The organism is Acinetobacter sp. NEB149 (assembly GCF_012516415.1).
GTDB classification, from domain to species: domain Bacteria; phylum Pseudomonadota; class Gammaproteobacteria; order Pseudomonadales; family Moraxellaceae; genus Acinetobacter; species Acinetobacter lwoffii_V.
Window position 1 is genome coordinate 1522551 of record NZ_CP051208.1, and the last position, 14459, is coordinate 1537009.

At 39.9% G+C, this 14459-nt stretch carries 13 protein-coding genes and 3 pseudogenes; 11 read left to right on the top strand and 5 right to left on the bottom strand.

Going from position 1 to position 14459, the window contains the following annotated elements; all coding sequences use genetic code 11:
* Positions 1 to 244: 244 nt before the first annotated feature.
* Positions 245 to 1445: pseudogene (locus HGD77_RS07315) on the top strand (YncE family protein).
* Positions 1446 to 1514: 69 nt separating this feature from the next.
* Positions 1515 to 1997, top strand: coding sequence for a hypothetical protein (locus HGD77_RS07320; RefSeq protein WP_004280206.1), 483 nt, complete (start codon positions 1515 to 1517; stop codon positions 1995 to 1997).
* Between the two features lie 115 nt (positions 1998 to 2112).
* Here HGD77_RS07320 and HGD77_RS07325 read toward each other — a convergent pair whose 3' ends face one another.
* From HGD77_RS07325 to tusD, 4 genes are read right to left on the bottom strand one after another with little or no spacing between them, the layout of a single operon-like run.
* Complete coding sequence (locus HGD77_RS07325) at positions 2113 to 2424, bottom strand: TusE/DsrC/DsvC family sulfur relay protein (protein ID WP_004280207.1); 312 nt, start codon at positions 2422 to 2424, stop codon at positions 2113 to 2115.
* A 14-nt stretch (positions 2425 to 2438) separates the two neighbouring features.
* A complete protein-coding gene (locus HGD77_RS07330; protein WP_004646886.1) occupies positions 2439 to 2723 on the bottom strand; it encodes a DsrH/TusB family sulfur metabolism protein in 285 nt (94 codons plus the stop codon).
* Between the two features lie 17 nt (positions 2724 to 2740).
* A complete protein-coding gene (locus HGD77_RS07335) occupies positions 2741 to 3091 on the bottom strand; it encodes a hypothetical protein (RefSeq protein ID WP_004280210.1) in 351 nt (116 codons plus the stop codon).
* Positions 3092 to 3135: 44 nt separating this feature from the next.
* The gene (tusD, locus tag HGD77_RS07340; RefSeq protein WP_004280211.1) at positions 3136 to 3504 is read right to left on the bottom strand and encodes a sulfurtransferase complex subunit TusD; all 369 of its coding nucleotides are present in this window, start codon (positions 3502 to 3504) and stop codon (positions 3136 to 3138) included.
* Between the two features lie 70 nt (positions 3505 to 3574).
* Here tusD and HGD77_RS07345 point away from each other — a divergent pair, with 70 nt between their 5' ends.
* From HGD77_RS07345 to HGD77_RS07385, 9 genes and pseudogenes are all read left to right on the top strand, one after another.
* Complete coding sequence (locus HGD77_RS07345; RefSeq protein WP_004280212.1) at positions 3575 to 4585, top strand: NAD-dependent epimerase/dehydratase family protein; 1011 nt, start codon at positions 3575 to 3577, stop codon at positions 4583 to 4585.
* A 138-nt stretch (positions 4586 to 4723) separates the two neighbouring features.
* Positions 4724 to 6118: a class II fumarate hydratase gene (gene fumC / locus HGD77_RS07350; protein WP_004280213.1), complete on the top strand. Its 1395-nt coding sequence runs from the start codon at positions 4724 to 4726 to the stop codon at positions 6116 to 6118.
* Between the two features lie 126 nt (positions 6119 to 6244).
* Entirely contained in the window at positions 6245 to 6736 is a 492-nt protein-coding gene (locus HGD77_RS07355; RefSeq protein ID WP_004280216.1) for a hypothetical protein, read from the top strand.
* Between the two features lie 431 nt (positions 6737 to 7167).
* On the top strand, positions 7168 to 7770 hold the full coding sequence (locus HGD77_RS07360; RefSeq protein ID WP_004280217.1) for a nitroreductase family protein: 603 nt from the start codon (positions 7168 to 7170) through the stop codon (positions 7768 to 7770).
* Between the two features lie 129 nt (positions 7771 to 7899).
* The gene (locus HGD77_RS07365; protein ID WP_004646887.1) at positions 7900 to 8262 is read left to right on the top strand and encodes a hypothetical protein; all 363 of its coding nucleotides are present in this window, start codon (positions 7900 to 7902) and stop codon (positions 8260 to 8262) included.
* Positions 8263 to 8631, top strand: coding sequence for a hypothetical protein (locus HGD77_RS07370; RefSeq protein WP_004280221.1), 369 nt, complete (start codon positions 8263 to 8265; stop codon positions 8629 to 8631).
* A 915-nt stretch (positions 8632 to 9546) separates the two neighbouring features.
* Entirely contained in the window at positions 9547 to 10308 is a 762-nt protein-coding gene (locus HGD77_RS07375) for an alpha/beta fold hydrolase (protein ID WP_004280222.1), read from the top strand.
* Positions 10309 to 10401: 93 nt separating this feature from the next.
* Positions 10402 to 12078: pseudogene (locus tag HGD77_RS07380) on the top strand (ImcF-related family protein); the annotation flags it as partial.
* A gap of 183 nt (positions 12079 to 12261) precedes the next feature.
* Positions 12262 to 13029: an OmpA family protein gene (locus HGD77_RS07385; RefSeq protein WP_004280226.1), complete on the top strand. Its 768-nt coding sequence runs from the start codon at positions 12262 to 12264 to the stop codon at positions 13027 to 13029.
* Between the two features lie 121 nt (positions 13030 to 13150).
* Here HGD77_RS07385 and HGD77_RS07390 read toward each other — a convergent pair.
* Positions 13151 to 14363 (bottom strand): annotated as a pseudogene (locus HGD77_RS07390) (ISNCY family transposase).
* Between the last annotated feature and the right edge of the window lie 96 nt (positions 14364 to 14459).

Genomic DNA, 14459 nt, shown 5'->3' on the forward strand with positions numbered 1-14459 from the left:
GATCGAAGTACGATGATCACCTAAATTCATAGAACCTGAAGTGATAGATTTAAAATGGCTGCATATTTTTTGGTCGGAAATAACAGTAAATCATTTTATACGTTTGTATATTAGATAAGTTAAAACACAGCCTGACTGTGTACACAACAAGGAATGAAAACAAAAATATAAATTATGATGCGGAGCATAATGGATGAAAATTCAAAATAAAAAATGACCACGGTTCTGTCTGACATTATCTGCAATGGCGATGCTTTCTGCGTTGCCGAGTGTACAGGCCGCTACTTCGTCTTTAGCAGCACCTGCCAATTCACAGCAGGTTTTCTTTGTCGGAAATAACTGGGATGGCACAGTAACCGTGATTCGTCCATCGGGTGATTTTGGCAAAATAGGCGTCATTAACATGATTCCTGACCGTAAAGAGCGCCTTAAGGAAATTCACCTGAATCCAATCAAACTCATTGCTTATACTTATTCAGACTACAGCTGGTGAAGGCAATGACCAGCTGGTGGATGATATGTACTCGACACCAGACGGTCAGTCAGTCGTTGCATCGCGCCCAAGTTTCGCTGATGTGGTATCGATTAATATCAAAACCGGCAAGATTAACTGGCGGACGCCTGTTGAAAGCTTCCGTGCCGACCATATGGCGGTATCACCAGATGGGCAACGAGTCGCCGTATCTGCATCTTCAGGAAATGTGGTGCATGTACTGGATATCCATACCGGTAAAGAGTTGGGCCGTTTCAGCACTGGCGATAAACCGCATGAAAACATTTACTTCGATGGCGGCAACAAGATCCTGAACTCTGCCATCGGCAATGTTGAAACCTCGATGGATGCACAGTGGCAAGACTTTACTAAAGGTAAGCGTTTTATCACTATCGCAGATGCCAATACGCATCAGGTGGTAAGAAAAATCGATTTCAGGCCTGCATTGGATGCATTTGGTCGAAAAGATTTGTCCAACTCAGTACGACCAATGGTATTTAGTAAGGATGAAACCAAACTGTATGCCCAGGTTTCATTTTTTAATGGGCTGATTGAGTACGATCTGAATCAGAACAAGATTAGCCGGATCGGACAGCTGCCTGGCAGTGACAGTATTCCGAAAGACCGGACAAAATGGGTGAATGATTCGCGTCATCATGGCCTATCAATCAGTGCTGATGGTGAAAAGCTCTGTGTCGCCGGTACCATGGATAACTACGCTACGATTGTAGATCGCAAAACACTGACAGCCGGGAAACTGATTTCTGCAGATAAACCTTATTGGGCAACGCGAAGCCCGGATGGTCGTAGCTGTGTAATTTCAGAAAGTGAAACAGATGTAGTCACAGTGATTGATTTTGCCACAGGCAATAAAGTGCTGAGTGTACCGGTAGGAAATCATCCACAACGCGTTCGGATTGGTTATGCACCAGCAGACTGGTCAACGCCGTAGTCAATCGTCGATTAGCGAAAAAGACAGCTTTTTGATAAAGGTTGTCTTTGTTGAGCTGAGGACATAAAAATGAATGATAAAACAATTCTGTTCTATGTAATGATCGGATTGCTCTTGTTTGGGACTTTAGTGGGTATTGGTTATCAGGTACGACAAGAAATCTATCGGACGAATTTTACTGATCAGACCCATTCTGATCCGGTCCTGCCAGTTGAAAAATCGGCAAGCTATATATCTGTTAACTCTCCTGAGAATAGTCAAACTACGAAGAAGAAACAGAACGATACGGTTGCAAAGCAAAGCGAATTATCAAAGCAACAAGAACAGTTATATCTGGACTTTACTCAGATCATTAACGCTTTAAGTGAGGGACAACGACCAAATCCTCAACAAGTCAGTTTGTTGATCAGTCAGCAGCAAAAACTGGTAGAGGCCCAACTGGTGAGCAAGGCCGAAGCGAAAGCACAAATTGAGTTTCTGATTAAAGTTCTGCCTGAAATGGATCATGAATTGCATCGGGCGTTGCGAGTATTAGAACAAACTCGAACTTGACGAATTAGATCCAGCTGTATCTTTCATTATTCTCAGTCTGAAAATTGCTCTCATAAAAAAAAGCCCAAAAAATGATCTGGGCCTTTAAATACACACTATAGAAAGCTAAGTATCTTTATAAACAATTTGCAGGCTTGGGTACACCAGCCAAACGGCTTAAGTGACGGGCCACCAGACCAGTATTAAACTTTTCTTGAAGCATGGCATTATTGATATCGGCACTGACAGTTTTCATTAAAAATTTAATCAGTGGTCGTGTTGCTGGTGAATGACCAAACTGCTGATAGAACTGACGTACCGCTTGCAGAATTTCAAAATGCCAAGGAGTTAAGCTCAGTTCCAGACTATCGGCCAGCACTTGAGCGACTTCTTCATTCCAGATGGTATAGTCAACCAGATGGCCATCTTGATCCAATTCTAAATTCATATCTAACTCATTTATTATTTCATTGAAATGCAGCGATTAAACTCGAGGCAAAGATCTGCAAAATCCGCATAATTCAAAAGCTTTATCTGATCAGGCAAAGGCTGTACTAATAACTCCGCATCATTTTTCAGTATGTGAATTTTCGGCAAGCTTTGAAGAAATGAATGCTCTAGCAGCAAAACCGCTTCACCCATCAGCACGACCTGATCACCCATTGTATAAGTTTGAGCCAGTTGCTCTAGGATCTGCGCTGTTGCCGAATAGCTGGATTGGATCAGATAAAGTGTGTGATTTGACATTTTTATATCCTTGTTCCTTACCAATACATCACATGATCAAAGCTTTGAATAAATTCAGAATTAAGCTCAATAAATTCGATTTCTTGTTCGCTCTGTGCCACAAATGAGGAATGCTGGTTTTTTTTCTCAATCAGAATCGGAGTGAGATCATAAAACTCGAAACTGTCGACCATATTTGATGCCAGTTTGAATGCATGATGCACCTGGTCAAATTGCAGGTCTGAATGCAGCAAACTGAGGGCAGCACTTTGTAGCAGGACTTTAACTTCTGCGCCAAAAGTTGCCAGGACCATCGTAGCCGATAGGCTTTCATGCACCTGCAGACTGGTCAGATTGGCTTGGGTTAATATAACAAGTACAGATTTCACACAAGATTCCTTGGAAAAGCAACACATTCTAAAAAATGAAACATCTAGAATTGAATGAGACGTTGTGAGGACTGAACAGCATCGGCAAGTTCACCTAAACCGACCAATTCAAAGGCATCTGCCAGATTATGCTGCTGAATATTGTGACGTCGAGCATTGTCCAGATCTGTAATTCCACGTGCCAATGCTGCACTTACACAGACCGGGAGGCGAATCTGTAGCGCTTGCCATGCATGTGTAAGATGACGTTGATCGTCGGGTACCCATTGCAGTGCATTTGCGACCGATACGCCGTCCTGATAGAAGAATACACGGAATGCTTCCTGTTTATCTTGCAAGGCCTGAGCCAAACCCAGGGCATGCCAGGCATAAATGGAAGTCGGTGCGGAGGTAACAAGAATTAAGGTGCTCATCGAAATTCACTACAGGCTTGATCAATAGCAACAGATTGATCTTGGCTTCATCAGAAAGTAGGTAGTATAAATGATTTTAGTGACGGGTGGATTAGGCTTTTTAGGCTCACATATTGCTTTAAGTCTGTTAGCACAAGGACTAGAGGTCATTGTGGTCGATAATTTGGCCAATGCGAACTTACAGACTCTGGAGCGTCTTGAGTTTATCTCCGGCATGTACGTACCTTTTATCAAGATTGATATTCGCAATACCCCAGCATTGAACAAAGTCTTTGAGCAGCATTCGATTCAGGCTGTGGTACATACCGCAAGTTTTAAGTCACTGGAAGAATCAGTATTAAAACCACTTGAATATTATAATGATAATGTCAGCTGTATTATGAGTCTCATGCGTGCCATGCAACGTACCGGAGTGCGTCATCTGGTACATTTATCCAGTCTGGCGGTATATGGACAATCTGGCACAGATTTAAGCGAAGATCTGCCTTTTAACTATACCTATCCGAATCCCTATATCAAATCGCAACAAATGGTTGAGGAAATTATCCGGGATACTGCCAAAACTGATAATGAATGGCGGATTGCGATCCTACGTCTATCCAATATCGCCGGCGCCTTTGAACACGGTGTGCTGGGGGAAGCGGTGCCACCTTTACCGAAAAATATTTTGCCTTTGGCGATGCAGGTCGCTGCACAGCAACGTGAATATCTGGAATTACGCCGTCAGGCCCATACTGCGGATGGCACAGTAGAACGCAGTTTTCTGCATGTCGCAGACTGTTGTGATGCCGTGATCAAGTCCTTGCAATGGCTATCACAACAGCAGGAATTAAAATGTGAAGCCTTTAATATTGCCGGTGAATTGATTTCCATACAGGATTTGCTAGATCAACTGGCTGAAGTGACTCAGTCTGCAATCAAAACCATGGATGCTCTGCCATACCCACATGCGGAAATGGATCAATTGGGGGCGAACATTGGAAAAGCGCGAAATATCCTACATTGGCAACCTCAGCGATCACTCAGAAAGATGCTTGAGGATGAATGGTTGTTTTATCAGAATATGCTCAGAGGGCAGTAAGTAAGAGAACTTAGCTTATATTTGATAATAATTATCATTTACATTGATACTGTAATCGATTACTTTAAATAAATAGATTAAATCATTGATATAGAAATTCCTAAGATCCGTAACAGGCAAGAAGAATTGAGGTTGAACATGCAAACACGTATTGAACATGACACGATGGGAGAGGTGGCTGTACCGAGTGAGGCTTTATGGGGCGCTCAGACTCAGCGTAGCTTGCAAAATTTCAAAATTGGCAATGAGCGGTTGCCACGGCCAATGATTCGTGCCATGGGACTCGTCAAAAAAGCGGCTGCCTTGACCAATGCCGAGCTAAACCAGATTCCCCAAGAACTGTCACGCTATATCGTGGATGCGGCAGATGAAGTCATCAGCGGGAAATGGGACAGTCAATTTCCACTGGTAGTCTGGCAAACTGGTTCAGGTACACAAAGCAATATGAACTGTAATGAGGTGATTGCCAATATTGCCAACCAGAAATTGGGCAATCATTTAGGGGCACAAAAACCGGTTCATCCAAATGATCATGTCAATCGTGCCCAATCTACCAATGATTCATTTCCAACTGCGATTCATGTGGCTGCGAGCTTGCAGATTAATGAACTTTTAATTCCGGCTGTCACACGTTTACGCGATACTTTATATGCCAAATCTCAGGATTTTGCCGATATTGTAAAAATTGGCCGGACACATCTACAAGATGCTACGCCTTTAACCTTGGGGCAGGAATTCAGCGGTTATGTCTCTCAGCTGGATCATGGGCTTCTTCGTCTAGAACAGGCATTGGTCGGACTATATGAATTACCATTAGGCGGTACAGCGGTTGGTACCGGTCTGAATGCCCATCCTGATTATGCCGTTCAGTCTGCTAAAACCCTGGGACAATTAACTGGCTTGCCATTTGTAACTGCGCCAAACAAGTTTGAGGCTTTGGCAGGCCGTGATGCTGCGGTATTTGCTTCTGGTGCATTAAAGACTTTAGCGGTTAGCCTGAATAAGATTGCCAATGATATTCGCTGGCTAGCCAGCGGGCCACGTTGTGGTTTTGGTGAATTGCGTATTCCTGAAAATGAACCGGGTTCTAGCATCATGCCGGGTAAGGTGAACCCGACGCAAAGTGAAGCGATGACGATGGTGGTCGCGCAAGTTCTCGGAAATGACACCACCATTAACGTGGCAGGTGCATCAGGTAACTTTGAACTGAATGTATTTATGCCGGTCATTGCCTATAATCTGTTGCAATCCATCCAGCTTTTAGGCGATGCGTGTAACAGTTTTAATGATCATTGCGCCGTAGGCATTGAGCCGAATCATGAGAAAATTGAACATTTCCTGCATGATTCTTTAATGCTGGTCACGGCATTGAATCCGGTCATTGGTTATGAGAATGCAGCCAAGGTTGCCAAAACAGCTTATAAGGAAGGAAAAACCTTAAAACAGGTGGCTGTTGAACTGGGTTTAGTCACCGCTGAACAGTTTGATGAAGTGGTGCGTCCTGAACAGATGGTCTCACCGAATGCTAAATAAGGGCCGGAGCACTTTTATTTTCAATCTTTACGCCTGTTTTATCATGGAATAGTCAGCAGTGGTTTTTATCTCAGGCAGAGTTGCGTACAATAATGTTAGATGAGATTAACCACTGATGATTGTTTTATGCTTGATATTTATTTAACAGATGTTCAAAGAAAGGTGCAATTCAAGGATTATCCAGGTGAGCATCCTGTTAAATTTATTCTGAATTTCAAAAAGATTTTCCCAAGTGTGATGGAACTTCTTTTACCTGTGCTTCCCGATAATGAAAATCTGGAAGAAATGTCTTGGGAATCGACCAGCGATGATTTTGAAACCTTCCAGATGTTCTTAACTGGATGGGGTATTATCGAACTTCGATTAAAAGCAATTACCCAGTTTAAAGATAAAGCATTTGCGGATCGTCTGGTTAAACAAGCCCAACAGAAACGCAAAGACTATCAAAAACAGCAGACTAAACTAACCACAGTTGAACTGGATTATTTGTTTATGCATGAGATGCATGCTCTGATTGATGCAGAACTGGTGGAACTCGGTGAGAAATTCTATTTACCGATTTTACGTGAGCTCTGGAAGACTAAAGTATCTGCTCAGGTGCTGAACGCGAAGTTTTAAATCGGTTTTTTAGCTTTTAATTATAAAATTAATCCTCCAATTTTGGGGGATTAATTTTATCTGGAATATGAGATTTATTTCATGATGCATGATCTCTTGAAATAGCCTAAGCAATATTAAATATGGTCATTGAACTTTTTCATTCTTAAAATTTTGATCAATAATAGCGCATGTTGAACCATTGTTTAGCGTCAGGCACTCGCATAGGGCAGTAGTTTTAACGATTGTTCAAAAAATAGATGAAAATGATCATTTTTAGCTAAAAAATATATAAAAATATCAATTAAATAGCCTAGTAATTGAGTCCATTATTTTTTAAGGTATATAGGCTTTATCTCACGTTAAAGCAAAAGCTCCATTGATTAGCTATCCTTCATAAAAATAACTGAAGGTTCAAATTTTCCCGAAGATATATCCCAGGATTTTCAAAAATGTCGAATCAGTTTTTAGATTTAATTACTAAACGCCGTACTATTTATGCCATTGCCAAGAATGTTGAACAATCTCCTGAACATTTAACTGATTTGATTCAGACTGCAATTAAGCAAAGCCCATCTTCTTTCAATTCTCAGTCTTCACGCGCCGTCATTTTATTCAATTCAGAACATGAAAAGTTCTGGGGCTTTGTAGCAGAAAAATTAAAAAGCTATGCTAAAGATGAAGAAAGTGCTGCAAAAACCACAGTAAAAATGGCAAGTTTTGCGGCAGGGCTAGGTACCGTTTTATTTTTTGAAGATCACACAGTCGTACAAGGCTTACAGGAACAATTCCCATCTTATGCTGATAACTTCCCAATCTGGGCAGAGCATTCGACTGCGATCGCACAATTTGCAACCTGGACAGCATTGCATACAGAAGGTCTGGGCGCATCATTGCAGCATTACAATCCGATCGTGGATGAACAGGTACATGCGGAATGGGACATTCCATCGAACTGGAAGTTGCGTGCACAGTTGGTCTTTGGTTCGATAGAAGGCGAGCCACGTGCCAAAGATTATCTGGCAGATGAAGAGCGCTTTAAAGTATTCCAATAAGCTGAGATCCATATCTGCACTTAACACGGTTTAAGGGCAGATATTTTTTAGATCTCGATGAAATCCCAATCAGCTTCATTAAAATTAAGTTAAAATAGCGTGCTAATGAAAATTGATGAGTAAGACCGAATGTCGAAAAACACGCAAAACCTATCACCTTTACAAGAACTGATCGCAGAGCAAAAACTACTTTGTGAAGAAGTAGGCTCGGCTTATGTTGAAGTCACGGGTGATGATGTTGTTGCGGTGGCCGTACATACCTTGAAACAAGATCCGATTGTCGGCATCCGTAAAAAGCCTGAAACGGCTGAAAATATTAGCTGGTATATTTATGGTGGAGAACCTTCAAGTGAAGAAACTTTTGAAACCATGACAGTACGTGAATTACAGGACATTGCACCAGAAGTTTTACCGTATCTGGCTCTGGAAACAGGTTTTCGTTTCATGATCGATGCCGATGATTATGAAGATGTCTGGAAAGAAGAAATTTAAATGCTAAAAAAATCATCTTTCATTTGTGCTGGATTATTATTAGGACTGAGTAGCGTAGTCTTCGCACAGCCGCTTTCACAAAGTGCCTATGATGAGTTTATTTCAGCACAGACTAAAATCGTGAATGAAACCAAACATATTTTAGATGAAGATGATCAAAAGGCAGATGCCCAAACTCAACGCCAGGCTTTCTGCAAGCGACTGAAAGCCTATCAGGATATTCAAAAGGTGTCCGAAGAAAACAGCAGTCTGAATATGGCACCTACGATGTCTATGATTGCCAGAAATTTTCTTGAGCGGCAGGATCAAAGTTTGACTAAATCTGGAATGACGGCGAGCGTATTTTGTAAAAATAGGGAAGTAGAATAAGTTATAAACTACTTTTTTATCTTGAAAGTTTTTCGCAGTGGAATAAAAATAAAGTATCTAAGTCTATTTCACAATCAAATTTTATAGATATTAAAACCTGAAAGACCATCTCCCGAATATCATTTGATAAAGAGTTTGTTAAGTTAATTTAAATTTATTTTAATGTGAATACCTCATACCTCGGGGATATATCCACTGTATTCAATCTATTGATAAGAATAGATGAATAATCGTGGTTTTGTAATTTCTAAAAAATGTCTTATTTATGCGGTGTAATTTCTTGAACAGGATAATTTAAGTAGGATAGCGTGATTGCACGTTTATATTTAAGCTAATAACTTGAACATCCTAAGATATTAAAATAGCCTAAGCAATACATAATTTTAACAACTTTATCAAGAAAGGGGGAGAGGGGAAATTTATAATGTTGATGTTTACTACCTGTAACTCATTTGGACTTAAGACGTATTATTCTAAACAGAATCAAGTGGATTAATAAGCTACTTATGAATAGTCATTTTTTGATAAATAATAAGCAATGAATAATTAAAAACAATATTTTCAAAATTACCTCAGTCTATTTGGGTAATAACAGCGAGTTAGTTTAAGAAACACTCTGACCTAAAAGTGGTTTACATGTTATTAAATCCCAGTTTTAAGATTTTCATTAATTTTATTTAGTCTGCATCACAACTCAACCATCTTCTTTCATATTTATAGCCAAATATCCATCCAGATCTAAAATCGTAATTTTAAATACTTACAAATCGATTATGAATTATTTAGCCTAAGCAAAATATATCCCCATAAAATAGCCTAAGTAAAATTTATATTTAAAAATTTCGCAATTGATTAATTCCCAATATAAATCCATTATAAACACTTAAATAAAGAAAGAAATCACGGAATTCTCAAATGATCCTAAATTATCAACTCCAACACCACGAAACGTCAGTACTATCTCCAATGATTTTTATTCATGGTTTATTCGGTAGTTTAAGTAATTTAGGAATACTAGCTCGATATTTTTCTGAGCAAAGAACCGTGCTTCAAATTGATGTACGCAATCATGGTCTTTCTGGTCATAGTTCAGACTTAAATTATCAGTTCATGGCGGAAGATGTCCTAGAAACTTTATCAAGTTTAAATATTCAAAAGTTCATAGTAATAGGGCATTCTATGGGCGGAAAAATTGCTATGAAATTGGCTGATTTAGCCCGAGTACAAACTGAAAAGTTGGTCGTTCTTGATATTACACCAATCCAATATCATGAGAGTCATCATACTGAGATTTTTAAAGCCTTATTTGCTGTGCAGCAAGCAAATGTTGCTTCACGACTTGAGGCAGCAAAAATTATGCGTGAATACATTCATGAAGAAATGGTAATTCAGTTTTTATTAAAATCCTTTAATAAAGGGCAATGGCTCTTTAATGTTCAAGCTTTATTTGATCATTATCCAGATATTATGGCTTGGGAAAAGGTCGAAAAAGTTAATCAGCCAGCTTTATTTCTTCGTGGCGGTAATTCTTTTTATATCTCAAAACCTGAACATTTTGCGGCAATCAATGAACAATTTTCTCAGGCGAAAATTGAATGCATTGAAAATACAGGACATTGGCTGCATGGTGAAAAGCCAGATGAAGTCATTAAACATATGCAGACTTTTCTAAATTAATTTACGATTTCGCACTCAAGGCTGAAATGTTTGAGTCTGTAATTGTCCTTCATGAATGAGTTGATGCGCCATTTCAGCTGTTTTCTTTAAACCGAGAATGCTCAGACAACCATGTTGGGAAGTTATGCCTTACCCGGTTTTTATAGCTATCAAGCCTGGAACGAATATGTACAACCTGCCATAGAAACCGCGGCGCAAAGCCCAACTGAAAGTAAAGATTGGGTACTTAATACATCACAGTCTGATGATTTGAGTTTTAGTGGCAGTCCTGAACAAATTCGACGCCAGCTGACTGAAATGTATAAAAAAGAATATATCAGCGAATGGCGTAAATTCTTGGGTGCCATTTATTATGCCAAGGCCGGTGACTTTAATCAGCAAACATATCAGATAGATATTCTTAGCGAACCAGAAAACTCACCGATTCGTAAAGTCATACAACGGGTAGCGCAAGAAACCAGCTGGGATAATCCAATGGTACAAGCTGAGTTGGCGGTTCCACAAAAAGGTTTTATTGCCTGGTTTAAACGCAAGATATTGCAACGTCATGATGGCAAGTTGGCACAGAATTCTGCATCGACTTTCTCTCAGGGGATGATTGCCAAAGACTTTCAGATCTTCTACCAGATTGTACGTACACGAGATGATTTGCAGAACCGGTCGCTGCTGGATGAGTATATGCAATCTCTGGCCAAGATACGGAGTCGCTTTAATGATCTAAAAAGTTCTGGAGATATTGGTCCGGCGAGCATGATGCTCCTTAAGCAGACCGTTGATGAGCAGAATTCTATCTTTAATATCACTCAAAAGTTTGTGGATGAGAAAATGTCGGTAGGAACCCATGAGCTGGATCAACAGCTGATTAAGAAGTTGTTTAGTGTTCCTCTCACACGTTCCTTTGAAAGTCTGATGCTTCCGGCACAAGCTGAAATGAACGAACTCTGGCTAATACAGGCCTATCAACCATTTAATGCAAATTTATCGCAAAAATATCCGTTTAGCAGTCAAGGTAGCTTACAGGCAACCTCTCAAGAAATTAATCAGATTTTTGGTGAAAATGGCAGTATTTCCCGTTTTGTCAAAGAGCATCTTGATCCCTTAGTGATCCGTCGTGGCTATAGCTTAAGCTCGAAAACCTGGCAAGATTTAGGGCTTAATCTAAATCCTGTGTTTGTTGCAAACTTTCAAAATTATGTCGCGCCTGTGAATGGTATGGCAACTGGTGAGTTAAATAATACCAGTCGTCAGGCAGTGAGACCCAATCAATCTAATTTCCAGTTTTACCCACTGGAACAGGCTCATTTATTGGCTTATACCATTGATATTGATGGACAAAGAATGCTATTTGAAAACGGAATTCAACAATGGGTGAATTTTATCTGGCCAAATTCCGGCGCAATTCCAGGCGCACGGATCACGGTGATTGATTTGGAAGGGAAGACCCATACCATTTTTGATGAGCCTGGGGAATATGGAATCAATCGTTTGATTGATAGTGCTCAGCGTACACAAAAAGGCAATATTTTTGAAATGGTCTGGCGCAGTAAAGAGAATCCTGAACTATTTGTGAAGACCAATTTTCGGTTGGTGAGTGGGAATAATACAAGTTCTATCGGAAGTAATCCAAGTTATAGTAATTTGCAGTTGGTGGATCAGGTGGTTTCGAATAAAGCAGTAAGAGTGGTCGCAGCTCAGAATAAGACGATATCAGGAAAAACTGTTCAGACAACTACCACGGCTGCTGCAAACATAGGAACTTCAGCGCCATGACATTGATCAATCAATTATATTGTAAATGGATCACGTGGGTGAATTGATATGAATTAAAAACAACTAATTTTAATGTAGAAAATAATTCAAGGTTGGCGGCACTAGAATAGTCTTTAACTGAAAATCAGATGAGCCTGACTCAAGGCATTAAATTAATTAAATAAACATTTATAGAAGCATAAAATGAAAATAAAAAATAAATACTTAAAGTTAAATAAAATCATTATTTTATCCTGTTTTTTAATTGGTTTTAATGTGCATGCACAACCTGTAATTGCTGAAGGTAATGTACCGAATAACAATAGTAAGCAAGCTATTTTGGCGAAATTGCATTCAAATTATGGTCAGGAAAATGTGATAGATCGCATTCAGATTCGTCAAGTAGTGGCATCAACGGATTGGTCGAATATAGTCAGTGATGTGATTAATAAAGACCTTAAAAAAGTTAAACAGGGAACGTTAACGGTTAAAGGTTCTGATATTAAGCTAACGGGTAAAGTATCAAATTTTTATGAAATTCAGGATACTACAGAAAAATTTAAGGGTTTAATACCTGAAAATTATCGTTTAAATGCACAGCTTTCAGTCAATCAGGCCGAACAGCGGATTATTGATGCTGCATTAAAGAACCGGATTATTGAATTTGAATCTGGCAGTGCAGTATTAGCAACCTCAGGTATACAAATTCTGGATGAAATGGTCAGTGCCTTAAATAAGGTTAGCGGCAAAAAAATACGGATTATTGGACATACGGATAGTTCAGGCGATATTAATAAAAATCTCATGTTGAGTCAGCAACGTGCAGAAGCAGTGAAATCTTATTTAATCGCAAAAAATGTTCCAACACATTTACTGAGTACTAAAGGCTCAGGTTCAAGTAAACCTGTAGCGGATAATGCAACAGCTGATGGTCGCAAGAGAAATCGTCGGATTGAATTTGAAGTGCTTTAACGTTTAAGTTGCTTGAGCAGCAGCTATAAGTATATGGTGAATGCAGTTATATGAACATATTAGGTTGTGTTATTCACCAATTAAAATGTCTATGCGATAAACCATTTAAAATGTCCTGTTTTTAACCACAAGAGTCAAGCACAGGATTTAACTTTCTTTGTTCAATAACAGCTTTCTGAGCTTTACAACTCGGCATACTTTTCTTGAGACGGGAACGTTTATTCTGTTTTTCCAACTCTTCATGCTGTTGCTGAATATGTGCCAGAACTGTACCTAACCGTTTATTCTCAACGATCTCATTCTGCTGTAGCCCAGCTAATTTATTGAAAATGCTGTAGTTGAGCTTTCGTCCCTCGTGCATGAGGGCCACAGTCCCATCCGGGTACTCCAGAAATGAAATATATTGCCCAACAAGCTTATGATTCAGCTCTATCGGTTCAAGCAGATAAATACATTTGTCATAGGTCAGGGTCAGATTCTTGGTGACCTTACGCGGTTCCTGCCAGGTAAAAATATCATCCAGTTCAAGATGAGATTCGGTTAATGGCCGATGTAAATTCTTTGAGTTTCGCGCACACTTGGCAAACTTCTGATTGAAATGCTCAATAAAGCAGGGCAGCCAGGCATTTGCCTCGGCAATTGAACAGATACCTTCTAGGCGCATTTCCTTGATCAGGCGATCCTGGAGTGTTCTATTGGCACGTTCCACATGGCCTTTGGCCTGGGGTGAGTTGGCGAAGATAATATCAATATTTAACTCATTCAGAATCCGCCCAAATTGCGTGATCTGGCTATCTTGGCTCGATTTCTGATTCACTCGGAATACCGAGTGTTTATCGCTATAAAACGCTAAAGGCTTGCCGTATTGCTCAATGTAGGCTCGGGTTGAAAGCATATAATCAAAGGTCGTTTCAGCCTCACAAAAGCGCAGATGCAACAGCTTTCCAGTGGCGTCATCGATATAAACTAGCAAGCAGCATTTGGAAGCTCGACCTTCAAACCAGTCATGATATGAGCCATCGATCTGGATCAGCTCACCGAAGCAATCACGGTTGTATCGAGGCTGATATGGACGTTTCAGGCGCTTGGATCGAGGAATCCAGAGGTCATTTGCAGTCATCCAGCGACGAACCGTTTCTACGACCCGGTTGACCACGACTGGCATGTGCCATACCTGAGACACCATCTTGATTGAGCTTCTGCAATAACCGGGTAATTTGACGGGTGGAAAGATTCAGGATTTCAGCAGCACGGACCTGGGTAATACGATGATCTCTAACGTCTTGCAGAACTGCAAGACGTTGAATTTCTTTATCGGACATAGTGATCAGCATCTATATTTTATATCCAGTCCATGGTGATAAAAACCATCATAAACCAGACATTTTTATTGGTGAGAATATAGACACTTTAAATGGGTTCTAACAATA